Annotated in this window: 19 protein-coding genes; 10 read left to right on the top strand and 9 right to left on the bottom strand. The window is 62.0% G+C overall.

Annotated elements, in window-relative coordinates:
- The first annotated feature begins 3 nt into the window (after window positions 1–3).
- The gene (locus QMZ29_RS07120) at window positions 4–624 is read left to right on the top strand and encodes a helix-turn-helix transcriptional regulator (protein WP_016927684.1); all 621 of its coding nucleotides are present in this window, start codon (window positions 4–6) and stop codon (window positions 622–624) included.
- Between the two features lie 67 nt (window positions 625–691).
- On the opposite strand, the gene QMZ29_RS07115 is transcribed toward QMZ29_RS07120, so the two are convergent.
- The gene (locus tag QMZ29_RS07115) at window positions 692–1606 is read right to left on the bottom strand and encodes a LysR substrate-binding domain-containing protein (RefSeq protein ID WP_060433893.1); all 915 of its coding nucleotides are present in this window, start codon (window positions 1604–1606) and stop codon (window positions 692–694) included.
- 176 nt (window positions 1607–1782) lie between these two features.
- On the opposite strand from QMZ29_RS07115, the gene QMZ29_RS07110 reads away from it, so the two are divergent.
- Window positions 1783–2559 (top strand): SDR family NAD(P)-dependent oxidoreductase, encoded by a 777-nt coding sequence (locus tag QMZ29_RS07110; RefSeq protein ID WP_060433096.1) that lies wholly within the window; start codon window positions 1783–1785, stop codon window positions 2557–2559.
- A gap of 176 nt (window positions 2560–2735) precedes the next feature.
- On the opposite strand, the gene QMZ29_RS07105 is transcribed toward QMZ29_RS07110, so the two are convergent.
- Window positions 2736–4925, bottom strand: coding sequence for a TonB-dependent siderophore receptor (locus QMZ29_RS07105; protein ID WP_261424545.1), 2190 nt, complete (start codon window positions 4923–4925; stop codon window positions 2736–2738).
- Window positions 4926–5126: 201 nt separating this feature from the next.
- On the opposite strand from QMZ29_RS07105, the gene fes reads away from it, so the two are divergent.
- The 4 genes from fes to entS are packed head-to-tail and all read left to right on the top strand — an operon-like array spanning window position 5127 to window position 16595.
- Window positions 5127–6434 (top strand): enterochelin esterase, encoded by a 1308-nt coding sequence (fes, locus tag QMZ29_RS07100; protein ID WP_261424521.1) that lies wholly within the window; start codon window positions 5127–5129, stop codon window positions 6432–6434.
- Between the two features lie 30 nt (window positions 6435–6464).
- Window positions 6465–6689 carry an MbtH family protein gene (locus QMZ29_RS07095; RefSeq protein ID WP_197834938.1) on the top strand — a complete coding sequence of 75 codons (225 nt, stop codon included), beginning with the start codon at window positions 6465–6467 and terminating at the stop codon, window positions 6687–6689.
- 51 nt (window positions 6690–6740) lie between these two features.
- A complete protein-coding gene (locus QMZ29_RS07090; RefSeq protein WP_261424520.1) occupies window positions 6741–15251 on the top strand; it encodes a non-ribosomal peptide synthetase in 8511 nt (2836 codons plus the stop codon).
- A 60-nt stretch (window positions 15252–15311) separates the two neighbouring features.
- A complete protein-coding gene (gene entS, locus QMZ29_RS07085; protein ID WP_043137289.1) occupies window positions 15312–16595 on the top strand; it encodes an enterobactin transporter EntS in 1284 nt (427 codons plus the stop codon).
- Between the two features lie 4 nt (window positions 16596–16599).
- Here the strand turns inward: entS and QMZ29_RS07080 are convergent, their stop codons facing one another.
- On the bottom strand, window positions 16600–16959 hold the full coding sequence (locus tag QMZ29_RS07080; protein WP_025302868.1) for a winged helix-turn-helix transcriptional regulator: 360 nt from the start codon (window positions 16957–16959) through the stop codon (window positions 16600–16602).
- A gap of 102 nt (window positions 16960–17061) precedes the next feature.
- On the opposite strand from QMZ29_RS07080, the gene QMZ29_RS07075 reads away from it, so the two are divergent.
- The gene (locus QMZ29_RS07075) at window positions 17062–17616 is read left to right on the top strand and encodes an NAD(P)H-dependent oxidoreductase (RefSeq protein WP_261424517.1); all 555 of its coding nucleotides are present in this window, start codon (window positions 17062–17064) and stop codon (window positions 17614–17616) included.
- Between the two features lie 37 nt (window positions 17617–17653).
- Here QMZ29_RS07075 and QMZ29_RS07070 read toward each other — a convergent pair whose 3' ends face one another.
- Window positions 17654–18430, bottom strand: a complete 777-nt coding sequence (locus QMZ29_RS07070; RefSeq protein WP_060433089.1) for an NAD(P)H-dependent oxidoreductase — start codon at window positions 18428–18430, stop codon at window positions 17654–17656.
- Window positions 18431–18514: 84 nt separating this feature from the next.
- Here QMZ29_RS07070 and QMZ29_RS07065 point away from each other — a divergent pair, with 84 nt between their 5' ends.
- Complete coding sequence (locus QMZ29_RS07065) at window positions 18515–19408, top strand: LysR family transcriptional regulator (protein WP_197810907.1); 894 nt, start codon at window positions 18515–18517, stop codon at window positions 19406–19408.
- A gap of 22 nt (window positions 19409–19430) precedes the next feature.
- Here QMZ29_RS07065 and QMZ29_RS07060 read toward each other — a convergent pair whose 3' ends face one another.
- The 3 genes from QMZ29_RS07060 to QMZ29_RS07050 all read right to left on the bottom strand — a co-directional run bounded on the left by QMZ29_RS07060 (window position 19431) and on the right by QMZ29_RS07050 (window position 22412).
- Window positions 19431–19592 (bottom strand): hypothetical protein, encoded by a 162-nt coding sequence (locus tag QMZ29_RS07060; RefSeq protein WP_162837924.1) that lies wholly within the window; start codon window positions 19590–19592, stop codon window positions 19431–19433.
- Between the two features lie 141 nt (window positions 19593–19733).
- The gene (locus QMZ29_RS07055) at window positions 19734–21800 is read right to left on the bottom strand and encodes a TonB-dependent copper receptor (RefSeq protein ID WP_173888792.1); all 2067 of its coding nucleotides are present in this window, start codon (window positions 21798–21800) and stop codon (window positions 19734–19736) included.
- Window positions 21801–22025: 225 nt separating this feature from the next.
- Complete coding sequence (locus QMZ29_RS07050; RefSeq protein ID WP_254599058.1) at window positions 22026–22412, bottom strand: DUF2946 domain-containing protein; 387 nt, start codon at window positions 22410–22412, stop codon at window positions 22026–22028.
- Window positions 22413–22657: 245 nt separating this feature from the next.
- Here QMZ29_RS07050 and QMZ29_RS07045 point away from each other — a divergent pair, with 245 nt between their 5' ends.
- The gene (locus QMZ29_RS07045) at window positions 22658–23266 is read left to right on the top strand and encodes a class I SAM-dependent DNA methyltransferase (protein WP_261424511.1); all 609 of its coding nucleotides are present in this window, start codon (window positions 22658–22660) and stop codon (window positions 23264–23266) included.
- Between the two features lie 40 nt (window positions 23267–23306).
- Here QMZ29_RS07045 and QMZ29_RS07040 read toward each other — a convergent pair whose 3' ends face one another.
- A complete protein-coding gene (locus tag QMZ29_RS07040; RefSeq protein WP_197781521.1) occupies window positions 23307–24608 on the bottom strand; it encodes a PQQ-dependent sugar dehydrogenase in 1302 nt (433 codons plus the stop codon).
- 10 nt (window positions 24609–24618) lie between these two features.
- A complete protein-coding gene (locus tag QMZ29_RS07035) occupies window positions 24619–25044 on the bottom strand; it encodes a DUF2231 domain-containing protein (protein WP_060433083.1) in 426 nt (141 codons plus the stop codon).
- Between the two features lie 168 nt (window positions 25045–25212).
- Here QMZ29_RS07035 and QMZ29_RS07030 point away from each other — a divergent pair, with 168 nt between their 5' ends.
- Window positions 25213–25671, top strand: coding sequence for a YbaK/EbsC family protein (locus tag QMZ29_RS07030; RefSeq protein ID WP_261424505.1), 459 nt, complete (start codon window positions 25213–25215; stop codon window positions 25669–25671).
- Window positions 25672–25712 lie beyond the last annotated feature (41 nt).

The raw sequence follows: 25712 nt of genomic DNA, 5'->3' as shown, positions 1-25712 counted from the left end.
AGCGTGCCGAACTCTTCTTCTCAACTCGAACTTTTGCGCTCGGTCGCTGACGGCATCGCGGCGCTGTTTTTCCCGAATGCGGAAGTGGTGATCCACGATCTGGCCACCAACAAGATTGCCTATCTGGCGAACAACCTGTCGAAGCGCAAACCGGGCGACGACGCCGGGCTGGAAGACTTCGAGCTCGATGGCGGCGCCGGCGTGACCGGCCCCTATGAGAAGCTGAACTGGGACGGCAAAAAGATGCGTTCGGTGAGCATTGCCGCACGCGACGAACAGGGCAAGCCCAGCTATCTGCTGTGCATCAACCTGAGCACCGCGATGTTCGAGGACGCCCGCAACGCGCTGGACATGTTCCTGTCGGTCACGCGATTGCAACCTCAGCCACAAGAGCTGTTCAAAGACGACTGGCAGGAGAAGATCAACACTTTCCTGCACGATTGGCTGCGGCGCGAAAACGCCGCGCTCGGCGCGCTGAGCCGCGAACAAAAACGGCGACTGGTCAGCGATCTCTACCATCAGGGCGCGTTCAAGGCCAAAAGCGCCGCGGACTACATCGCCAACGTGCTGTCGATGGGGCGCGCCACGGTGTACAAGCACTTGCGGGAATTGAAGCAGGAGTAAAGGCGGCGGGAAAGGGCACGACGCCCCAGGGCAAATGCCGAGGTAGCGCAATAGCTGCGATGATCGTTTATGAACGGTCTGAGACGACGTCCTGAAGAAGCCAGTCGTGGAAAATTTTCACTTCATCACGCATGACATGTTGCTGCGGGGTGACCAGATAGTAGGACCATCTAAGTGGCCAGCGATGGTCGGGATGGAGATGAACCAACTGCCCGGTCTCGATAAGCTGCTTTACCAGAGCGTTTCGAACGATGGCCACGCCCCTGCCGCTCAGCGCCGACAGGATCACTGCTGAAGTAGAATTGATATGCAGCCCGCTTTCCCGCGTTTCGGGCGCACCGACCGCTCTCAGTGCATCACCCCATGATGGAAAATCGGCACCAGGATGCGGCGTGTCATCGTGAATGAGTTTTTGCGTGGCGAGCCATTCACTGCAGGCCATTTTCTCGGGGGGAGCCAGGCGTGGACTGCAGACCAGCACGGCTTCCTCATCCATTAGCCAGGTTTTACTCACGCCGGGCCACTCTCCTTGTCCACAGCGAATGCCGATATCTGCCTCGCCATACGACACGTCCATCAGCTTTTCCGTGACGTTAAGCCGCAGATCGATATTCTCATGCGTTTCCGCAAACCGGTTCAGGCGGTCCATCAGCCAGTTCATCATCAGTACCTGGGACGCCGTCACCACGACCACCGAGCGTGACCGGCGACCACGAAGCTTACTTAAACCGGTTTCCAGTTTATCGAGACCTTGAGTGATATCTTGTAGGGCCTCCTGCGCTTCGTCTACCAGCGTCAGTCGCTCCTTGCCGGAGCGGGTGCGGTGAAGAAGCGGGTGTCCGACCCAGTCTTCCAGCGAACGGACCAACTGACCTACGGCGGCGGGTGTGACACCCAGCTCCTGTGCCGCGCCGGTAAAACTGCCATGCCTGGCGGTGGCTTCAAAAGCGTGCAGCCATTTAAGTCGGTTTAACGATCGCATTGTGATCATCCTGATTCATTCTTTTCCTCAGTATACGCCGGCGAGAAAGATTTTCTTTCCTGTGTCGCAATTTCTTCTCAGTCGTCAATCGGTTTTCAGGGTGGCAATCTGGTTTCACACGATGAGAAGCCAGGCTTCTTATTAATGACAACCAGATGAATGTAAAGAGGTTAGCGATGAATACATCTTTTGCTGGCAAAAAACTGTTAGTGGTCGGCGGTACAAGCGGTATGGGCTTCGAAACGGCGAAGCGGGTCCTGAAAAGCGGCGGCAGCGTGGTGCTTGTTGGCCATCGTCAGGACAAAGCCGAGCAGGCCCGTCAGGCGCTGGCTGCAGACGGCCAGGTTTCCGTCATCGTTGCAGACCTGATGAAAGAAGAAGGTCTGCAGCATGTAGTGAACATCATTAACAGCGAACACAAAGATATCAGCCTGCTGGTCAATGCGGCTGGCGTGTTCTTCCCGAAACCGTTTATAGAACACGAAGCGTCAGACTATGACATGTACATGAGCATTAACCGCGCCACGTTTTTTATCACCCGCGACGTAGTGCGCAATATGGTCGAGGCCGATATCAAAGGCGCTATCGTCAATATTGGCTCTATGTGGGCACGACAGGCCATCGGTGCCACACCGTCTTCAGCCTACTCAATGGCCAAAGCCGGTCTGCACGCGCTGACCAAAAACCTGGCTATTGAACTGGGTGAAAAAGGGATCCGTGTGAATGCGGTTTCTCCAGCTGTCGTTCACACGCCGATTTATGAGGGCTTCATTCCGAAAGACGACGTCAAGGATGTGATGAACAGCTTCGACAGCTTTCATCCGATCGGACGCGTGGGTTCACCGGTCGACATCGCGGAAACCATCACTTTCCTGCTTTCTGACAAGACTGGCTGGGTGACCGGCGCTATCTGGGATATCGATGGCGGCGTGATGGCGGGGCGTAACGCCTGATGACCATGCCGCACGAGTTAACCCGCGGGCGGCATGGGGATTGGACAAAGGCGTGGGTTGCAAGGGGCAGCATCTTACGGCCCCTTGCTCATTTTCATTTATCGCCCGAAAACGTCATCAATACCTTCAGAAAAACGCTAACTGACAAACATTACGATGTTGGCCACCCCTTTTTGTTACCAGCGGTAGTTGACCGAAGCGATGATGCTGCGGCCGCTGCCGTAGAAGCAGGCGTACTCGCCGCTGCAGGATGAGACGTATTTCTTGTCCGTCAGGTTCTGCACGTTGAGCTGGAGCGCCGCACCGCGCAGCGCCGACGAAGCCTGGCCGAGGTCATATTTCACCATGGCATCGTACAGCGTGTAGTGCGGCACGTCGTACTGGCCGGTGGCGTCGGCTGGCGCATCGCCGATGTAACGCACGCCGCTGCCGACGGTCAGGCCGTTCAGCGCACCGCTCAGGACGCTGTAGCTGCCCCAGGCGGAGGCCGCGTGGCGCGGGATGCCCGCCGGGCTGTGGCCAATTTCATCCGCCGAGTTGGAGTCTTTGGTCACTACGTCGGTGTAGGTATAAGCGGCGGTCAGCGTGATCTCCGGCGTAGGCTGAGCGTGCACTTCCGCCTCAATCCCTTTGGATTTCACCTCACCGATCTGCTCGTAGGCGGAGGTGAGACGGTTGTAAGACGCCACATTGCGCTGGGTAATGTCGAACCAGGAGAGGGTCAGCAGGGTGTTGCCGCCCGGGATCTGGTACTTCACGCCCACCTCGGTTTGTTTGCCGGTGGTCGGCTTGAGCGGATCGGCGCCCGCGGCACTTGGGTACAGGTTAGGATCGAACGAGGTACTGTAGCTGACATACGGTGAAATGCCGTTGTCGAAGGCGTAGAGCAGGCCCGCGCGGCCGGTGAACTGGGCATCGTTATAGGTCTGCTCTTTGCCGCCGCTGGTGCGATCGCGGGTGTTGACCTGCGACCAGTCCTGACGGCCGGACAGCAGCAGGTTCCAGTTATTCCACTCCAGCTGGTCCTGCAGATACACCCCGATCTGATTCAGCGTCTTCAAATCGCTGGAAGCCAGCGCCAACGTGCTGCCATCGATGCTGGGGCGAACCGGATTGGCCCAGTCGATCGGGTAATCGTTACCGCGATCGCGATACATCTTCGAATCGATATGGCTGTAGCGGTAATCCAACCCGCCCAGCACCGTGTGCTTCACCTCGCCGGTGTCGAACAAACCCTTCAGCTGGTTATCCACGCCAAACTCGTTGGTCATCTGCGTTTCATGCTGTGCCATGCGGGTGACGGTGTGGTCGTTGACCGTCGAGTTTACGTTATAAACCAGATATTTATAGTCTTCATCACGGTGGGTGAAGCGCAGGTTCTGGGTAAACGACAGCGCATCGCTGAAGTTATGCTCGAGGCTGTAGCCGATCGACGCCTGTTCGCGCCGCGACTTGTTGAAGCTGGGCTCGCTGATGTTGAAGTCATAGGGTACATAGCCCGCGCTGGTCGGGAACAGCGTGCCGGCGCGCGGCAGGAAGTTGCGCGATCCGGCTTTCGGATCGTTCTGGTAGCTGGTCAACAGCGTAAAGCTGGTGTCTTCGTTCGGTAGCCAGGTGAAGGCCGGGGCGATGGCCACCCGTTGCTGCTTGCTGTCTTTGACAAACTCATGTTCGGTTCTGGCGATACCGTTCAGGCGGTAGAACAGGGTGTTGTCGTCGTTAAGCTTGCCGCCAAAATCAAACGCCGTTTCCGCCAGATGGCGGTTGCCGGTGCTGAATTTGACTTCGTGAATGCTCTGGGCGGTAGGGCGCTTGCTGGTCATCACCACCACGCCGCCGGGGCTGACCTGGCCGTACAGCACGCCGGCCGGGCCGTGCACCATCTCCACGCGCTCCAACAGCCAGGGATCGATCTGCCCGGCGCCGCCATTTTGGCTCGAGAGGCCAAAGTGCAGGCCGTCGAGCAGCTTGGGCGCATAACGGAAGCCGCGGCTGATCACTTCGTCATTGCGGTTGGAGTTGCCGCGGTAGGTGGTGATCACCCCGCTGGTGTAGTTCAATGCGTCGGCGACCGACGCCGGCTCCTGGTCGTTCATCTGCTCGCGCGTGACCACCGAGATGGCCTGCGGCGTCTTACGCAGAGCGGTGGCGGTCTTGGTGCCAGCGGCGCTCTCTTTAGCGACGATCCCTTTGGCCGGTGCGGTCACGCTGTTTTGTGCGTCGGCGGTCACCAGAATCGTCTCGTCCGCTGCGGCGGACGCGTGTGGCGCGAAGGGCAGTAAGGCCAGCGCCGATCCCAGCAACAGACGCTTGGCGGACATCGCCTCCGCACTTCCGTTTGCTATCCCTTTGTTTTTAATCTTCATTATCTCTCCTGAATACCTGCTTTTGTGTGTCATGCCACCCTGATAAACCCCGAAATGCCGGCAAGCGGTCTTCACCCGTCGGCGCGGAGACGTCGTGTTTGCACGACGGTAAAAATCCGACAAATAGTATTGAAAATGATAATGAGTATCAATACGATTGTCAGGTTTTGTAAAAGACACTCATGTTATGTAAGGGGCGCTATGGAGTTTTTGCCGGAAAAGAGGCCAGAAAACGGTCGTGAGGGATTGGCGGCGCAGTGGCTGCGTGAAGAGGCGGCAGGGCAATCCGCGTGGTGGCAGAAGGTTGCCGCTCACGGCACACCCGTGGTCGAACCGCACGATGACAGCCACGTCAAAATGACCTGGCTGTGGCGCGATCCCGACGGCGATGAACGGCACTCGCCGATATGCCGCGTTTACGCCGATATCAACGGCATTACCGATCACCACAGCACGTCCCCCAGCAGCCTGACCCGGCTCCCCGGCACCGACGTTTGGTACGGCGCGGCCGTTATCGATCGCCGCTGGCGCGGCAGCTACAGCCTGATCCCCATTACCGACCGGGATCTTCCCCCCGTCTTTAGCGACGACGAAACGTTGCGCGATCGCCAACAGCGCGCCTGGTGGGTATCGCTGTTCCCGTTGGCCATCGCCGATCCGCTGAATCGCGTATCGCTGGGGCCGTCTCATCGCCCGCGGCCCGTCTCTCTGGCGCAAGGGCCGGATGCCGACGATCAAAGCGCCTGGCAGGCCGCCGATCGGCCGCTGGAGGAGGCGCGGCTGCAGCTTTTCCAGTGGCAGAGCGAACGGCTCGGCACGCAGCGGCGCGTCTGGCTGTATGCCAGCGGCGACGCGGGGGTGAAAGCGAATCGCCCGCTGGTGCTGCTGCTCGATGGCCAAAACTGGGTCGAAAGGCACGCGCTGTTGCCGGTGATCGAGCACGAAACCGCAAAAGGGCACCTGCCGCCTGCATGTTGGCTGCTGATCGATGCGATCGACGGCGAACACCGGGAAAACGAGCTGCCTTGCAACGCCGCGTTTTGGCAGGCGGTGATCGACGAACTGTTGCCGCAGGCGCAGAAGCGCGAACCGTTCAGCGAGGCAGGGGCGCGCACCGTCGTCGCCGGCCAGAGCTACGGCGGGCTGGCGGCGTTATATGCCGGTTTGCACTGGCCAGAGCGCTTCGGCCACGTGCTGAGCCAGTCCGGCTCCTTCTGGTGGCCTACGGTGCAATTCGTTACCCAATTCGAAAAACGCCACGAGCTGGAAGAAGGCTGGCTGATACGCCAGGTTCGGCAACGCAGCCCGGCGGCGCCCAAGCTCACCGTGATTCAGCAAGCCGGCGATCGAGAGGCGGACATCGAATTCGTTAATCGCCAGATGCATCAGGCGCTGGCGGCGGCAGGGCACCGCGCCGAATACCGCGTGTTTTCCGGCGGACATGATGCGCTCTGCTGGCGTGGCGGCCTGGTGGACGGCGTGCGCCAACTGCTTTCCGCGATGGAATAACCCACACATTTTGACAGACAGGTAATGCAAATGACTCAGGAACAACAAAACCCGTTCGATGACGAAAGCCTCCGTTTCTCCGTGCTGGTCAACGCGCAGCAGCAGTATTCGCTGTGGCCGCAGTTTGCCGATACGCCGCAGGGGTGGCGCGTGCTGATGGGGCCGGCGTCGCGCGGCGAATGTATCGACTATATCGAAGCGCACTGGCAGGACATGCGGCCGGCGGCGCTGAAAGCGGCGGATGCGGCGCGTTAAGCGCCAGGCAGCCACATCGATACATTCCGTTTGAGGGAAAGGACAGACACCATGTCAGAAACGCTTTCTTTACCGGATACTCAGGTCGAGTATCGGGATTATCCGCTGGTTGCGGCGCAACCGGGGATCTGGATCGCCGACCAAATCGCGCTGCGGCGCAACAGCTTCGCCGTGGCGCACTACACCGAATTGCACGGCGCAATCGATCGTTCGGCGCTGGAGCGCGCGATCCGTCAGGGGCTGGCCGAAGCGGATACGGTTCAGGCGCGGTTCTTTGAGGCGCAGGACGGCCAGCCGGTGCAGCGTCTCCCGTTGATAGCCGACCCTGCGCGCGTACAGGCGCCGGAGTGGTTCGATTTCAGCGCGCAGCCGGACGCCGAACAGGCGGCGCTGGCGCTGATGAACGACGATCTGGCGCAGGATTTGCCTGCGGACGGCGAACGGTCGCTTTATCGCCATGCGATAATCCGCGTCAGCGCCGATCGTTGGTTTTGGTACCAGCGCTTTCATCATCTGACCCTGGACGGCTTCAGTTTCGAAGCCATCACCCGCCGGATCGCCGATATCTATCGCGCGCTGCGCCACGGGCTGTCGCCCGCGGCTTCGCCGTTTACCCCGTTCGGCAAGGTAGTGGAAGAGTTTCAGCAATGGCAAACGTCGCCGGCGCGCCAACGGGCGGCCGAGTTCTGGCGCCAGCATCTGCGCGAACTGCCGTCGCCGCTGTCATTATCGACGGAAAGCCGGGAGGTTGAACCGGGCGCCCGGCCGCTCAAACAGGTGCTGGTGCTGCCGGAGTCACTGTTTGACGAAGCGCTGCGCGACGACGCGTTGCAGGCGCTGCAACCGGCCGACATCGTCACGGCGGCGCTGGCGATGTATCTGGCGCGCATGAGCGGCGAAACCCGCTTCTCAGTCGGTTTTCCTTTCATGCGGCGGATGGGGTCGCAGGCGCTGGCGGCGGTCGGCCCGGTGGTCAACGTGCTGCCGCTGCTGCTGAACGTGACGCCGGAGCTGTCGCTGGCGGACGTCTGCCAGGCGACCGTAGCGCAGATCAAACAGGCGCGCCGCCATCAACGCTATGAGGCGGAGCAGATCAAACGCGATCTCGGCCTGGTCGGCGGTCATCAGGAACTCTATGGCCCAGTGGTCAACGTCAAGGTCTACCACAGCGCCTTGTCGTTTGACGGCCAGGCGGCCGTTACCCATACGCTGGCGATGGGGCCGGTCGATGACCTGGAGTTTGAGATCGGCTTTCGCAACGGCGTGCTGACGCTGTCTTTGGTGGCCAACCCGGCCAAATACTCGCCGCGCAGCTTGCATCATCACGCGGAGCGCATCGGCCATTGGCTGCAGCAGCTGGCGCGGCAGCCGCACCAGCCGAACGGTCAACTGGCGTTGATCGGCGAAGGGGAGCTAAGGCAACTCGCGGCCTGGGGGCGCGGCGCCGATCTGACGCCGCCAACGGGTATGGTGTCAATCATGGATGCATTCCAGCGCCAGGTTGAACGCCAGCCTGAGGCATTGGCGGTGGCCTGCGGCGGCGAGCGCCTCAGCTACCGGCAACTCTCCGAACGGGTGATGCAGCTGGGGCGCGTGCTGATCGACAGCGGCATCGGCGCCGAAGACGTGGTGGCCATCGGCATTCCGCGCTCGGTGGACACGCTGGTCGCGCTGTTCGGCGTGTTGGCCAGCGGCGCGGCCTATATGCCGCTCGATCTGGACTATCCGCGTGAACGTTTGGCGCTGATGTGCGACGACGCGCGGCCGGTAATGTTGCTGACCCACCGCGCCACGCTGACCAACATGCCGGACCTGCCACAAGTATTGTGCCTGGACGACGCAGCGTGCCTGGCGCGCTGCGCGGCTGCCGAGGCCACGCCGATAACGGACGACGAGCGGCGCATGCCGCTGAGCGAGGCGCATCTCGCCTACATGATTTACACCTCCGGCTCGACCGGCAAACCCAAGGGCGTGATGTCCACGCATCGCGGGCTGCTGAACCTGTTCCTGTCGCACCAGGCCTCTCTGTTCGGCCCGGCGATCGAAAAATTCCAGGCTCGCCACGCGCGCCGCTTGCGCGCCGGCCATACCGCCTCGTTTTCTTTCGACTCCTCCTGGGAACCGCTGTTCTGCATGATGATGGGCAGCGAACTGGTTATCTTCGACGAGGAGCTGCGCCGCGACCCCTGGGCGCTGCTGGAACAAACCCAACAGACGCCGATCGATCTGCTGGACATCACGCCGTCGTTCTTCTCGCAACTGGTGGACTGCGGCCTGCTGAAGGGGCAGTTCCCGCTGCCGGCGTTCGTGATGATCGGCGGTGAGGCGGCAACGCCGACGCTGTGGAACCTGATGCAGCAGCATCCGGAGGTGGAGATCCACAACTATTACGGCCCGTCAGAATATACCGTCGATACCCTCGGCGCGCCGGTCACGGCCGCCGATCAGCCGGTGATCGGGCGTCCCCTCGCCAATACCGCCGTCTGGCTGCTCGACAGCCGGCTGCAGCCGGTGCCGATCGGCGCGGCGGGCGAGCTGTACATTTCCGGCAAAGGCATCGCGCGCGGTTACCTGCGGCGCCCGGATCTGACGGCGGCGCGCTTTGTCGCCAACCCGTTCGCCGAAGGCGAGGTGATGTACCGCAGCGGCGATCTGATGCGCTGGAGCGCGGAGGGTCAGCTGGTATTCATTGGCCGTACCGATCACCAAATCAAGGTGCGCGGCTTCCGCGTCGAGCTGGGTGAGGTGGAAAGCGCCTTGGCCGCCTTGCCGGACGTGGGGCGGGCGGTGGTGATCGCCGAGCCGATCGGCGCCACCTATCGTTTGATCGGTTACTGCTCGGTGCAGGATGACGCGCGGCGCGCCTCACCCACGCTGCAAAGCGAACTGCTGGGGCAACTGGCGCAGCGTCTGCCGGATTATATGGTGCCGGCGATCCTGGTGGTGATGCCGGAGCTGCCGCTTAACGTGAATGGCAAGATTGACCGCCAGGCGCTGCCAAAACCGCAGGAGACGCTGGCGCAAAGCATTCGCGAGCCGGCCACCGAGCAGGAAAGGCTGATTTGCGGCGCCATGGCGCAGCTGCTGGGGATGGATCGCGTCGGTGCCGACGACGATTTCTTCGCGCTCGGCGGCGACAGCATCTCGGCGATGGGGCTGGGTACCGCCCTGCGGCGCAAAGGGTATCTGCTGCGGCCGCGCGAGATCTTCGCGCTGCACACCCCCGCGCGCATGGCGCAGGCGATGCAGCCGCTGGCCATAGACTCTCAGGCTACACGCAGCGTACAGCAAGGCCCGATCGACGGGCTGCCGATCCTGCACTGGTTTGCCGAGACGGGCGATATGCATCGCCGCTTCGCGCACGGCGTTTTCCTGCGTGTACCTGCCGAGCTGCAGCCGCAACAGCTGCGTTATGCGTTGGAACAGCTGCACACGGCACACCCGGCGCTGGGCGCGCGGATCCGCGACGGTCAGTTGGTGGTTGAAACCGCCGCCGCCGGTGAGCTGATGCAGGTTAATACCGTGTCCGGTGAGCTGGAATCAGCGGCAGAACAGGCGTTTGATGCCGCGCTTGACCATCTCGATCCGGCGGCCGGCGCCATGATGCAAGCCATCCTGTTGCAGCGCGACGAGCAGAGCCTGGGGCTGGTGCTGGCGATCCACCATCTGGTGGTCGACGGCGTTTCCTGGCGCATCTTGCTCGACGAACTGCGGCAAGTGGCCGACAGCGCCATGCAGGGGCAGCCGATCATGCTGCCGCCGGAAGAAACCTCGCTCTATGAGTGGTCTGCACGCCTACGAGCCGACGTCGAACGCCGCGAAGCCGAGCTGCCGTTCTGGCGGCAGATGCTGGCGGACGAGGTGCCGCGTTTGGGGCGGCGCGCGCTGGATCCGCAGACCGATCGCCTCGCCTCGGTGAGCGAACGGCGCACGCTGATCGACAGCCGGCTGACCGCCGCGCTGCTCGGCACCTTGCCGCAGGGATACCGCGCGCAGGTTGAAGAGATCATGCTGTGCGCGCTGGCTCAGGCCTGTCGCCGCCGTTTCCAGGCCGCTTCGCTGCGTTTCTCTCTGGAGTCGCACGGCCGCGCCGAACTGGACGACGGCCTCGATCTGGCCCGCACCGTCGGCTGGCTGACGGCGGAGTATCCGCTGCGCATCGAACTGCATGACGCCGAACACAATGAGGCCGTGCGTGCGGTGAAACGGGCGACGCGTGCGGTGGCCGATCGCGGCGTCGGTTACGGCCAGCTGCGTTATCTGCACCCGCAGCGTGACGAACTGGCGGCGCTGGCGCAGCGCAATGCGCCGGAGATCTTGTTCAACTACCTCGGGCGCTTCAGCCAGGACGAGGGGAACTGGGCGCCGCAACGCAGCCAAACCCGCTTCCGCGACGCCTTCGCCGTGGCGCAGGATGCACAGCAGGCGCTGTCGTATGGCCTGGAGGTGAATATCTTTGTCGAAGAGCGGCGCGACGGCGCGTGCCTGGCGATCAACTGGAGCTGGCTGGAGGGGATTTTCAGCGAGAGCGACATTACGCAGCTGCACAGCGGCATCGAGCAAGCAGTACGTGCACTGTGCGAATTTGCCGAACGGCATCCCGATCGCGCGGCGGCGACGTTGGTAGCGGCCGAGATCGCCCAGCCGAACGTTGACGATGAGACGGTGCGCGCCTGGGAACGGGCGTATGGGCCGTTAACCGCAGCGCTGCCGCTGTTGCCGTTGCAACACGGCCTGCTGTTCCATGCACAGACGGCGCAGCAGGGCGGCAGCTATAACTCGCTGACGCGCCTGAGTCTCTGCGGAGAATTGGACGCGCATCACCTTCAGCAGGCGCTGGATGCGGTGATCCGCCGCCATCCGCAGCTGGCCGCCCGATTCAACCGCGAAGGCGAACCGCTGCAGCTGATACCGCAGGAAAGCCATTGGCCGCTGGACAGCCACAGGCTGCCGCCGCTGTCCGCCGAACAAGAAGCGCAGGCGCTGAATCAATTGGAGCAGCAGGAACTGCAGCGCGATCTGTTCAACCAGCCGGGCGCAATGCTGCATGCGCTGCGGGTCAAACACGGCGATAGCGAACGCCACACGTTGTTCCTTAACGCGCACCACCTGATCGTCGACGGCTGGTCGACGCCGGTGGTGCTCAACGATCTGATGCTGGCCTTGCGTGAAGGCGAGCAGGCGCTGCCGCCGCTGCGTTCGAACTACGCCGATATCGTGTGCCGCCTGGCCGCGCGCGATGCCGAAGCCTCACGCCGCCTCTGGCGCGAGACGCTGCAGGATGTGCGCCCGACGTTGCTGTTCGGTGAAACGCAGGACGATCGCGTGCATGAGCTGGAAATGACGCTGCCGCCGGCCGAGGAAAGGCGTTTGCTGACTCTGTGCCGCGAACGCGGGTTGACGCTCAATACCGTGATGCAGGGCATTTGGGCGCTGCAGCTGGCCAGCTGTTGCGGCCATCAGGACGTGGTGTTCGGCTCGCCGGTTTCCGGCCGCTTTGGCCAGATAGAAGGGGTTGAGGAGCATGTTGGCCTGTTCAGCAACACGCTGCCGGTGCGGGTTCGTCTGCAGCATGACCGTTCGTTGACGGATCAGTTGACCGAACTGCAGCACCGGCAGATTGAACTGCTGGAGCACGACGATTTGGGGTTGGGGGAGATCCAGCACCTGGCCGGGGCGGGCACGCTGTTCGATACGTTGTTGGTGGTAGAAAACTACCCGGACAACGACGCTCTGCTGGGCGGAGCAGGGGCGCTGCGCTGCGACGCCATCCGCAACAAAGGCTATACCCACTATCCGCTGACGCTGCTGGTGCTGCCGGGCGAACGTCTGCGTCTGCTGATGGAGTACCGCGCCTCGGTGCCGCAGCCTGAGCGCTTCGCCGCGCGGCTGATGGCGCTGCTGCAACAGTGGATCGCCCAGCCGGATCTGCCGCTGCCGCGCTGGCAGTTGCAAATCCCGCAGGAGCAGGCGCTGATCGCGGCGGTCAACCGTACCGGACAGGCGGTGGCGGACACCACCTTGCATCAGGCGATCGCCGATCAAGCGCGCCGCACGCCGGAACGCATCGCGCTGCAGGATGCCGGGCACAGCCTCAGCTACCGTGACATGCAGCGCCAGGCCGCACTGTTGGCCGAGCGGCTGACGGCGGCCGGCATTCAGCCGGGCGATATCGTTGCGGTGGCGTTGCCACGCTCCGTGCGCCTCAGCCTGGCGCTGACGGCGATTGTGCAGACCGGCGCCGCCTGGTTGCCGCTGGACACCGGCTACCCGGACGAGCGGCTGGGCTACATGGTGGAGGACGCCAAACCGCGGCTGATTATCACCGAAAGCGCGTTGGACGCCCGCTTTGCCGCACTGGCGCCGACGCTGCGGTTCGATGTGCTGGACGACAGCGGGCGCGAACCGGCGCCGCGCCCACCGACGGGGAACGGCGATTATCCCGCCTACGTGCTGTATACCTCCGGCTCTACCGGGCGGCCGAAAGGCGTGGTGGTGAACCACCGGGCGATCGTCAACCGCCTGTTCTGGATGCAGCACGAGTATGCGCTCGATGCGCAGGACGTGGTCTTGCAGAAAACGCCGTGCAGCTTCGACGTTTCCGTCTGGGAGTTCTTCTGGCCGCTGATGGTCGGCGCGCGCCTGGTGATGGCGCCGTCGGAGGCGCACCGCGATCCGCAGGCGCTGACGACGTTGATCGACGACTATGGCGTGACCACGCTGCATTTCGTTCCATCCATGTTGGCTATCTGGGTGGAGGCCTTGAACGAGCGGGCGCCACAGCGCGCCGCCGCCAGCCTGAAACGCGTGTTCTGCAGCGGCGAAGCGCTGTCGTGCGAACTGGCTTCCCGCTATCAGGCGTTGGTCACGGCGCCGCTGCACAACCTGTATGGCCCGACGGAGGCGGCGGTCGATGTCACCTACCAACCGGCGTCCGGCGCGGCATTGGCGGCGGTGAACGGCGCCGGCGTGCCGATCGGCAAACCGGTCTGGAACACCCAACTGAGCATTCTCGACGCCATGCTGCGGCCGGTACCCGTCGGCTGCGCCGGCGATCTCTACCTGCGCGGCATTCAGCTGGCCGATGGCTATCTGCATCGGCCGGGGTTGACGGCACAGCGGTTTGTCGCCGATCCCGCCGGCAACGGGGCGCGCATGTATCGCACCGGCGATATCGCCCGCTGGCTGGAAGACGGCAGCGTCGAGTATTTGGGACGCAGCGACGATCAGCTGAAGATCCGTGGCCAGCGTATCGAGCTGGGCGAAATCGAACAGGCGCTGCTGGCACAGCCGGGAGTAGCGCAAGCGGCGGTGCACGCCATCGAACTGGGCGAGGGCGCGACGGGGCTGGGCGGCGCCGATATGCGGCAGCTGGTCGCCTGGCTGATCGCCCAACCGGGCGTGACGCTGGATACTGCCGTGCTGCATCAGGCGCTGGAGGCACGTTTGCCGGCGCACATGATGCCGGTCAGCTATGTCATGACCGACAGCTTCCCGCTCAGCGCCAGCGGCAAACTGGATCGCAAGGCATTGCCACGGCCGCAGCTGGCCCTGCAAGCCGGGCGTGCGCCGCAGAGCGACAGCGAGCGCCTGCTGGCGGCGCTGTTCGGGGAACTGCTGGGGCGCGAGACGGTGTATGCCGACGACGACTTCTTCGCGCTGGGCGGCCATTCGCTGCTGGCGATGCGTCTGGCGGCAGAGCTGCGCCGGCGCGTCCCGCGGCCGTTGAGCGTCGGACAGATCATGTTCGCCCGCAGCCTGGAGAAGATGGCGCACCTGCTCGATGACGCGCAGGCCGCCAACTCGGCCGAGAGCCGTGGCGTCGGCGAATGCCTGCAGCTGCGGGCCGGTCAAGGCCCGGCGCTGTTCTGCCTGCATCCGGCTTCCGGTTTCGCCTGGCAGTACTCGGGGCTGAGCCGTTATCTGCCGGGGAACTACCCCATCATCGGCCTGCAGTCGCCAAGACCGGATGGTGCTATCGCCACCTGCGAGGATATTGAGCAGATGGTCGATCGTCATCTCGCCCATCTGCGCCGCCTGCAGCCGCAGGGGCCTTACTACCTGCTGGGCTATTCGCTCGGCGGCACGCTGGCGCACTCGATGGCCGCGCGCCTGCAGCAGCAGGGCGAAGAGGTGGCGTTCCTCGGCATGCTGGATACCTATCCGCCGGAAGGCCAGGATTGGACCGGCCCCAGCGAGGAAGACGCGCAGAAAGAGGTGGCGCAGGAACAGGCCGAGTTTATGGCGGAAGATCATGGCGATCCGGCGCTGATGGCGGAGAAGGCGGCGATGTTCGACAGCATCGTCGCCAACTACCGCGATGCGGTGCGCATTCTGTCCCAGGCGCGCAGCCGGCGTTTCCACGGCACGGCGACGCTGTTTGTCGCCGACCAGACGCTGCCGCCGGAGATGGACATCAATGCCGTGTGGGCGCCGTATCTGGATGGGTTGATCTGCCATCATCAGCGCTGCGAACACGCGGACATTCTGTCTCCGGCCTCGCTGGAGACGCTTGGGCCGCTGTTGCATTCGCTGCTGACGCGGCAATACGGCTTGGTATAACGCAACCGGGCCGGGGGGCGTGCGTCCCGGCCCGCACTAAAACATGACATGCAGGACACTATGGCCAGACCTTCTTTTTTTCTTGATTTCAGTTTGCTGAGAAGCAATGCGCATTTCCGCGCGATTTTCTGCGCCCGCATGCTGTCGGTGTTTTCCCTCGGCATGTTGGCGGTAGGGGTGCCGATTCAGATCCAGGCGATGACCGGATCCACGTTGCAGGTGGGCGTGGCGGTGGCGCTGGACGGCGTAGGTATGTTTATCGGCCTGATGCTGGGCGGGGTGCTTGCCGATCGCTACGATCGCCGCAAGCTTATCCTGTTTGCGCGCGGCACCTGCGGGCTGGGCTTTGTCGCCCTGAGCCTGAACGCCTTCGCCCCGGCACCGTCGCTGTGGGCGCTCTACCTGCTGGCGGCCTGGGACGGCTTCTTCGGCGCGCTGGGTATGACGGCGCTGATGGCGGTGATCCCGCTGCTGGTCGGGCGTGAAAACCTGGCGGCGGCAGGGGCCTTGAGCATGGTGACGGTGCGCATCGGCGCGATCCTCGCACCGGCGCTGGGCGGGATTATCATCGTGTTCGGGGGTGTCGGTCTCGCGTTCGCCGTCGCGGCGGCAGGGACGCTGGGCACCCTGGTCCCGCTGGTGCGCTTGCCGACGCTGCTGCCGCAGCAGCAGGAGCCGGAACACCCGCTGCGTGCGCTCGCCAGCGGCTTCCAGTTTGTCTGGCGCAATAAGGTGGTCGGCTCGGTGGTGCTGCTGGGGATGCTAATGAGCATCGTCGGCGCCGTCAGGGTGCTGTTCCCGGCGCTGGCGCAGGACGCTTACCACGTTGGCGCGTCCTCTATCGGCCTGATGTACTCCGCGGTGCCGCTCGGTGCGATGCTGGGCGCGCTGACCAGCGGCTGGGTGGGGCGATACGCTCGCCCTGGCGTGCTGATCCTGGTCGCCGCTATCGTCGCGTTCACCGCCATCGCGTCACTGGGGCTGTTCAGCCACCTGGCGCCGGCGCTGCTGGCGCTGGTGTGCTACGGCTACGCCAACGCTATCGCCTCACTTCTGCAGTTCATGCTGATCCAGAGCAACACGCCGGATCATTTGCTTGGGCGGGTGAACAGCCTCGGCACCGCGCAGGACGTGACCGGCGACTCGATCGGCGCGCTGGGGCTCGGCGTACTGGGCAGGGTGTTCACCCCGTTGATGAGCGTGCTGTCGTTTGGTGCATTCGCCGCCGTGCTCGGCGTGCTGGTGGCTTTCAGCGTACGCACGCTGCGCCAGTGCCGGCCGGCGGACGCGTTGGTTGAGCACGACGATCCCGCTCCGGCAACCTCAGCGGCGGCGGACAACTAACCTCTCAGGGCACCGGCTGTTCCGGCCGGTGCTGTTCCCCCCAGTTACACATCATGTCGATCACCGGGATCAGCGAACGCCCGCGTTCGGACAGGCTGTACTCCACCTTGGGCGGGATCTGCGGATACTCCTTTCTCACCACTAGCCGGTCTTTTTCCAGCTCTTTCAGCGTCGAACTCAGCGTTTTGTACGAAATGGTGCCGATGCAGCGCTGCAGCTCGTTGAACCGCAATACTGGCTTATACAGCGCCAGCCAGTAGAGAATAATCATTTTATATTTGCCGTTTATCACCGACAGGGTGTAGCCATAGCCGGTGTCTTCGAGACTGATGCCCGTTGGGCTGCAGTGAGATTCGGCGGTCATTTTATACTTTCTCCAAGGTAAGTATGTGTCGTGAGTGTGCGTATTTTACATTCTGTCAGCATACCCTAAGATGCGTCGAAACACCTGACTGGAGAAATCAGTATGAAAACCTTGGTGATCGTGGCCCATCCCGATATGGCGAACTCGGTGGTTAACAAACGTTGGCTGGAGGAACTGCGTCGCTATCCGGAGCGGTATACGGTGCACGAATTGCATCAGGCCTATCCGGACTGGCAGATCGACGTCGCCAAAGAACAGCAGTTGATTGAAGCGCATGACAACATCGTGCTGCAGTTCCCGATTTACTGGTTCAGCAGCCCGCCGCTGCTGAAAAAATGGCTGGACGACGTGCTCACTTACGGCTGGGCCTACGGTTCCCGCAGCGGCTATAAGATGCAGAACAAGAAACTGGCGCTGGCGGTCACGGCGGGCGTGCGCGCAGAAGATTACGCGCGTGAAGGGCGTTATCGCTACTCGCTGGAGGAGATCTTCCGGCCGTTTGAAGTGACCGCCGATTACGTGCGGGCTGATTATGCCTCGTTCTTTGCCTTTTACGGCAAGGAAGCCGCTTCGGACGGGGTGGCAGAGCAGGTTCAGCAGCATGAGCTGGACAGCAGCGCACAGGGCTACCAGACATTTCTCGCCGCCCTGAATTAACGCCATGCTCCGGATGCGCCAGGGCGTGCGCCTCCGGCTACTCGATGTGAACGCCAAAACCGTCCTGACCCGGCGCGAGATGCGCTTTCAGCGTCAACTGCGGGATCAGGTAGTCACCGGCGTTCTGTCGCCGAAACGGAATGGGCTCGGTGTGCCACAGGGTATCGAGCCGTTGCCCGAGCTGCTCGCACAGGGCGGCGAAGCGCGTCTCGTCGGTCTTTCCGGCGCGGTAGGTGACAAACGGCGGCAGCACCTCGAAGCCTGGGTAATGCAGCATGCCGTGCTGGATCGGAAACAGGATATCGTCGATCGGCCCGTTGATGCCGCGCGGGGCGTAATGGGACTCCCAGCCGCCGGCGGTGACGATCAGCATCGCCCGTTTGCCCGCCAGCGTCCCCTCGCCGTAACGGTCGCCCCAATGGGTGTCGGAATGCTCACCGACGCCATAGGCAAAACCATAGGCATAGACACGCTCGAACCAGCCTTTCAGAATCGCCGGCATCGAGAACCACCACAGCGGAAACTGTAGCAGCACCGCGTCCGCCCAGCGCAATTTTTGCTGCTCCCGTTCGATATCGGCGCTCTGCACGCCGTTGGCAAACGCGCGCTGGGAATCCAACGAAGGATCGAAACGGGGCCCTGATGCACCTTCCAGGCTGTCGTTGGCGTCAAGTGCCGCTTTCCACTTCATGGCGTACAGATCGGACACCTGTACCTGATGACCGGCCTGCGTCAGGCGCTCAACGGCGAAGTTTTTCAGTGAGCCGGTCAGCGACTGCGGCTCCGGGTGGGCGTAAACAATCAGCACATTCATAGCAACTCTCCTTGGTGTGAGAGCTGCAGGTTAGGGCGTCACAAGGTATATTAGAAATGAATTACCGTTATCCCAGGTATAACCATGAATAATTTAAGACGGCTGGATCTCAATCTGCTGGTGACGCTCGACGCGCTGCTGGCGGAGCACAACGTTACGCGCGCGGCGCAGCGGCTCAATTTCTCTCAGCCGGCGGTCAGCGTGCATCTCGCCAAACTGCGGGCGATCTTTGACGATCCGCTGCTGTTGCCCGGCCCGCGCGGCATGCGTCCTACCGCCAGAGCGGAGCAGCTGCGGGAACCGCTGCGCCAGGCGCTGGCGGCGCTTGAGTTGGCGGTAACGCCGGCGACGCCGTTCGATCCCGCCGTGGCGACCGATACCTGGCGTGTGGCCGCCTTCGACTACGGCGAATCCACCATCGTCCTGCCGGCGCTGAACGGTTTGCGCACGGCGGCGCCCGGCACCCGGCTGGCGGTGCTGGAAACCGCGCCGTCACGCATCGCCAAACTGGCGGAACAGGGAGAGATCGATCTGGCGTTTCACACCCGTGAAGGGGCGCCGCCCGGTTTGCGTCAGCGCACGCTGTTCAGTGAACGCTATGTGCTGGTGGGCAGAGTCGGCCATCCTAAACTGCATGAAAACCTGACGCTGGCGCAATTTTGCCAATTGGAGCAGGTGATGGTCTCACCGGACGGCGCCGGTTTCTACGGCATCACCGACCAAGCGCTGGCGGACGTGGGGCTGACGCGGCGCGTGGTGCTTTCCGTGCCGCATTTTCTCTTCGTGATCTCGGTGCTGACGCAGTCCGATTTGGTGGCGATGCTGCCGGAGCGGCTGGTGCGCAACCAGCCTTTATTGCAACAACTCGAGCCGCCGCTGGCGGTGCCGGGGTTTGAAATGACCATGCTGTGGCACGAAAGATCGCATCGGGATCCCGCGCACCGGTGGCTGCGCGAACATATCGTGCGGTCAGTGTAAGCGGGTTAAACTGCGCGGGAAATTACATGAACAGGAAGCGGTCGGCCAGCGGAACGCCGCGTTCGAGGCGCGGTGGCAACGCGTCGTCGCGATCGTCTGGCTGAGTAGCCTGTGGCGCGACATCGTCGGCTTTTTCGATCATCAGCTCGCCGAGCAGGGCCAGAAAACGAGTGAGCTTTTGCATATTCCCTCCGGATCGTTGATTACGTTGAGGGTGATAGTAATCGCCGCTAAACCGAATGGGAAAAACTTAAAACTCATATCCTAAGAACCGGATCGCATATCGCATGACCGGGCGACGGTTGCCCATCGCCCGGTGGATGGCTTAGAAGGTGACGTTAACCTTGGCCCACAGGGTGCGGCCCGGTTCATTCACCGCGCTGTTGGCCGAATAGCCGAAGGCGCTGTTGCCCGCCAGGTTAAGGTGCTCGCTGTAGGTCTTGTTCAGGATATTATCCAGACCGGCGCTCAGCTTGACGTTTTTATTCACCTTGTAGGCGGCGTTGGCGGAGAGCACGCCGAAGCCGGCGCTTTCGGCAAAGTCTTTGCCCACCACGTTGCCTTCGTTGATCGCCACGCGGTTTTGGCTGCTGACCAAACGCCACAGCCCGGTGCCGCTCCAGTCGCCGTACTCATAGGTCAGCCCCAAGCGTGCCTCCAGCGGCGGGATCTGCGGCAGCGGGCGACCGTCGCTGGTGTTTTTCCCCCAGGAGTAGGCCAGGCTGGCGTCGGTTTTCCAGTGCTCGCTCAGTTGGTAACCCATGCCCATTTCGCCGCCCATGATGTTGGCGTTGACGTTATCGGCCTGGCTGAGACGCGCATTGTACGGATCGTATTTGAACAGGATGAAATCATCGACGCGGCCCACATAAGCGGAGACCCAGCCGTTGAAGCGCTTGCCGTTGTACTGCGCGCCGATATCGAGCTGCGTGGTTTTCTCGCTCTTGACGCTGGAGAACGGATCCTTGCTGCCGTTCGGGCCCAGCTTCGGCGAGAATAACTCCCAGTAATCCGGGAAGCGCTCGGTATAGCCGACGCCGGCATACAGCATCAGCGGCAGGTCGGCCAACGTATGCTCAAGACGCATAAAACCGCTCGGCAGGGTGTCCGAACGCTCCCCATCGCTGCCGCTGCGGAAATTCTCCACCAGGGTGCGGTCAAGACGCGCGCCGCCGATCAGTTTATCCTGCTCGCTGGTGGACCAGGTCAGCTCACTGAAGGCGCCGTAGCTGTTGAACTGGGCGTCTTTTTCCCAGCTGCCGCGGCTCATGCTGCGGTGGGTATTGGTCTGCGTGTCCAGGCCGCTTTCAAGCTTCACGTCCTGCCACTGCCAGGTGCCCATCACGCGGCCGCCGACGGTGCGGCGATCGAGCTGCATCGTCATGCCGGAAGACATCATGTGCCCGCCGTGGCCCCCCATGCTCATACCGCCATGGCCGCCGTGCCCCCCCATGCCACCGCTGCCCGGCGAGCGCAGGGTGACGTTGTCCATCACGTGGTTGGCGTAGTTGTAGTAGACCTGCGCTTCCAGCTTATCCAGCACCTCGCCGATGTTGGATTTTTCCACCCGCATGCCCAGGCTTTCGCGCTTGAACTGCGAACCGTCCATGCTGCGGCCGGCATAGCGCGCTTCGCCGTTGCCGCGGCCCATGGTCACTTCCAGCAGCGTATCGTTGTCCGGCGTCCAGCCGAGCGCCAGATCGCCGTTCCACTTGTCCCAGCGCGACGGCACGCGCGTATTGGTGCCGTCCTGATAATCGTTGGAGCGGGATTTGTTGGCCATCACCCGCAAGTAACCTTGCTCGGCGCCGAGGCTGGCGTCGATATTCTCGTCCCAGCGGCCATTGGAGCCGGTCAGCACGCTGGCGTTGCCCTTGATACCCGGCTCGTCGAAGCGCGGACGTTCACGTTCGAAACGCACGGTGCCCGCCGACGAACCCGGCCCCCACAGCACCGTCTGCGGCCCTTTGGTGATGGTCAGCAGATCGAAGCTTTCCGGCGAGATGTAAGAGGTGGGCGCATCCATTCTCGATGGGCAGGCGCCGAGCATCTCTGAACCGTCGGTGAGGATCTTCAACCGCGAACCGAACATGCCGCGAAATACCGGATCGCCGTTGGTGCCGCCGTTGCGGATCTGAGAAAAGCCGGGAATGGTTTTCAGGTAGTCCGAGCCATCGCTGGCCGGCACCGGCTGGCGTGGGGTTTTTGGTGAGGTGACGATGGTCAGCGGAGAGTAGAGCGGTGCGGTAACGGTGATCACGTCGCCATCATTAACTTGTGCGCCGGTAGGGGGCTGATGCGCCTGCGCCGCGTAGCCGGCCAGCAGGAACAGCGGCATGGCGGCGGTGATGGCGCGGGTAACGGCGTTCTTTTTATAAGTCGGTTTAAACATCATCTTTCCTTAAGCTAACTCTTTTCCGTTCTTGGCCGAGGGATTATTCAGGCGTGGGGCGGCCTGGCGAAAATCACCATCGGAAAATACGGGGGTTAATTCCATCAACGTGGAAATAACCGGACTAATAATGTCGTCTCGATGATTAACCGTTGGGCGAATTAATTCCGCCGGGTTGAAGCGATCAACGGCAATACAGAGAACGGCAATGGGCTTATTGTTAAATCAGAGGAAAGAAATGGGGGGCGCGCGCGGCTGTAATTCGGTGTGAACAACGTGGGCAAACAGGGGAACGAGGTAGTGGATCGGCGGCGGGCGTGAAGCCAGCGACTGGGACCAGAACAGTGGGGCGTGGCTCACGTCCAGCAGCGGCGCGTGCAGCAACAGCACGCAGTAGCCGCAGGCGCTGTCGTCCATCATCATCGCCATGTTGTGGTGGCCGCCGCCGTGCTGCATCAGCGGCTGTGAGGCTTTTTCAGGCTCAGGCGGCGGCGAATGCATCCCGTGATGCATCGGCATCGCCATGCCGCAATCCGCCATGGCGGTCGTTCCAGCACTTCCGGCGCGTACATGCTCCAGGGATCGCGAGACCACCGGCGCAATGAACAACATCAGAATGGCAAACATCCCTAACCAGGCGGCGGCCCGATTTCGCGATGCAGAGCGCTGAATTAACGACACAATCAACCTAAAAAAAGGGTTAACACAGGGTAGGGAATTGTACTGGTTTATGTAGAAATGTTAAAACCTTTTATTTCTGGTCAACGGTCTGTTGATGAATATATTATCGGATAAGCGCTTTAATCCTGACCAAAGGCTATTTTTTTTGCGCCAATAACGTGACGGGGACAATATTAATGACGGAAAAACTGGCGAGCACGATTATTCTGCTTTATGACGAACATGCCGCCGCCTGGGAACGCCTCAGACCTACCACGCTGTTTGAACGGCCGTGGCTCGACCGCTTTTTGCAGCTCACTGCGGCCAATGCGCGGCTGCTGGATCTCGGCTGCGGCAATGGCGCGCCGATCGCCGCCTATTTTATCGAGCAGGGGTATCGCGTGACCGGCATCGACGGTGCGCAGGCGATGATCGCGCGCTGCCGGCAGCGTTTTCCGCAGCAGGAATGGCGACAAATGGATATGCGCCAGCTGGATTTGTCGGCGAAGTTCGATGGCCTGCTGGCCTGGGACAGCTTCTTTCATCTGGCGCGTGACGATCAGCGCCGCATGTTTCCGTTGTTCAGAAAACATGCCAAACCGCATGCCGCACTGATGTTCACCAGCGGCCCTGCAGACGGCGTGGCGATCGGCAGCTTCGAAGGCCAGGCGCTGTTTCACGCCAGCCTGGCACCGGAGGAGTATCGGCATTTATTGCAGGAGAACGGCTTCCGCGTGGTGGACCATGTAGTGGAAGATCCCACCTGTGGGGGAAGGACGGTCTGGCTGGCGCAGGTTATTGAGTGACAATGTCACGGGCAGGTTCGTCGGAACCTGCCCGTTAACCTTATTTAGCGCTGACGCGCCAAACGGTATTGCCCACGTCATCCGCAATCAGCAGGGCGCCGGACTTGTCAATTGCTAACCCTACCGGTGCGCCATAGAGTTCCTTCTCATCATCGGAGACAAAGCCGGTGACGACCGCTTTGAGTTTGCCGACCGGCTTGCCTTGTTCAAACGCCACGTAGCTGACCCGGTAGCCGTTCAGCGGCGAGCGATCCCAGCTGCCGTGCTCGCTGACAAAGGCGCCGCCGCGATACTCGGCCGGCAGAGCGCTCGCGGTGTAGAACAGCAGCCCCAGCGGTGCGACGTGCGAGCTGAGGGCGTAGTCCGGTTTGATGGCTTTCGCCACCAGATCCGGCCGCGCCGGCTGCACCCGACGATCGACGTGCTGGCCGAAATAGCTGTAAGGCCAGCCGTAGAAGCCGCCGTCCTGCACGGAGGTCAGATAGTCCGGCACCAGATCGGCGCCGATCTCGTCACGCTCGTTGACGATGGCCCACAGCTTGCCGCTGTGCGGTTCCCACTGCAGCCCGGTTGGGTTGCGCAGGCCGCTGGCGAAGATGCGGCTGGCGCCAGAGGCGGTGTCCACTTCCAGTACCGCGGCGCGCCGGTACTCTACGGCCAGGCCATTTTCGGTGATGTTGCTGTTGGAGCCGACGCCGACATACAGCTTTTTACCGTCCGGGCTGGCCAGCAGGGCCTTGGTCCAGTGGTGGTTGATGGTGTTCGGCAAATCAGCCAGCTCTTTACCCGGATCGCTGATGCGCGTTTCGCCCGGCTGATAGGCGTACTGCATGATATTGCCGGTGTTGGCCACGTACAGGGTGTTGCCAATCAGCTGGACGCCGAACGGAGAATCGAGCCCCTCGAGGAAGATATGCTTTTCCCAGCCGCCGTCGGCAGTTGGGCGCAGCAGGGTGATGCGGTTGCCGCCTTTGCCGCCTTTACCGGATTGGCCTTTCACCAGCCCGGCGATCAGCTGCTTGGTCGTGCTGACCGCTTCGGTGCCCGGGCCGTTGGCTTCCACCACCAACACATCGCCGTTGGGCAGGGTAAGCAGCTGGCGCGGATGCAGCAAACCGTCCGCCACCTTGTCGATTTTCAATCCTTCGGCCACTTTCGGCATCTGGTTCTGTTGCCAACCCACGCCCTTAGGCACCTGCATCGGCGGGATCAGAAAGTTTTGCGCCGGCGGTAATGTCGGATCCGGGCCCATTTGTTGTTCCGGCGAAATGACGGCGCTGTTATCGCAGCCGGCCACCGCCAAAACGGCAGCAAGAGTGAGCGCCAGGGATGATAGCTTCATGAAAACCTCCTTATTTTGCACGGGTGGCAAGGGCCAGCAGAACATTAGCCACGCTCAGCAGCGCGACCACGATGGCAGATAGCACCAGGCCTTCCGGCACCACGGCGTACGCATCCCGGCTATGCACGAAAGCGTTGATGATGGCGAAAACGATGGCGATCAGATTCAACCAGAAATGGAGTTTGACCGATGAACCCTGCCGCCGGCCGCTGCCGAACCACACCTGCACCAGGTTAATCAGCCGGGGAATAATGGCAAAAACCAGGCCAATGGCGATCAGCCAGCCTGCACCATTGACCCACTGAATGTTCGCCGTGCAGGCATAGATGATGTCGAAGATCAGCGCCGCGGTGAAAAATCCATAGGGTATCGGGTTGAGCCATTCATAGACGGCCACTGCGGCCGCCGAGGGCCTTGCTGTCGTTTGCGTGGTCATGCAGGTATCTCCATGAAAAATGATAGGTAAAAAGGGCATTGGCCCCTTAAAGCTTTGTTCAGATTTACCGATTTGAACAATTTTGATTCTCATTTTTAGCATGCGGTGTTAAAACCGAAGCCATCACTGCGGCATTATCAATGGCTTAGCAACATCAGGAGGAAGGGCATGAGTATAGAGCGCGTTCAGCGATTTCTGGCCGAGCACGCACCGGAAACGGCGGTGACGGTGCTGGCAAAGAATACCGCTACGGTGGCGCTGGCGGCGGAAGCCTTTGGGGTGGAGAGCGGGCAGATCGCCAAGACGCTGTCGTTTCGCGTGAACGACGGCGTGGTGCTGTTGGTGATGGCGGGAACCGCCAGAATCGACAACAAAAAGTACAAACAATTCTTCGGCGTAAAGGCGCGTATGCTGCCGGCAGAGGAGGTGGAGGCGCTGACCGGCTATCCGCCCGGTGGCGTTTGCCCCTTTGCCGCACCGGAAACGGTGAGAATTTACTGCGACCGCAGCCTGTGCAGCTACGGTGAAGTGCTTCCGGCAGGCGGCAGCGATAACTCAGGCGTGAGAATTGCGCCACAGCGACTGGCCAGCATCACCGGAGCAGAGTGGATTGACGTGACGGGGTAACGATAAGTGACCGCGTAACAATTGCGTTATGTTAAATAGAG

Source organism: Serratia sp. PF-27 (genome assembly GCF_030053255.1).
Classification (GTDB): Bacteria; Pseudomonadota; Gammaproteobacteria; order Enterobacterales; family Enterobacteriaceae; genus Serratia; species Serratia bockelmannii.
This window is presented reverse-complemented; position numbering and strand designations above follow the sequence as displayed.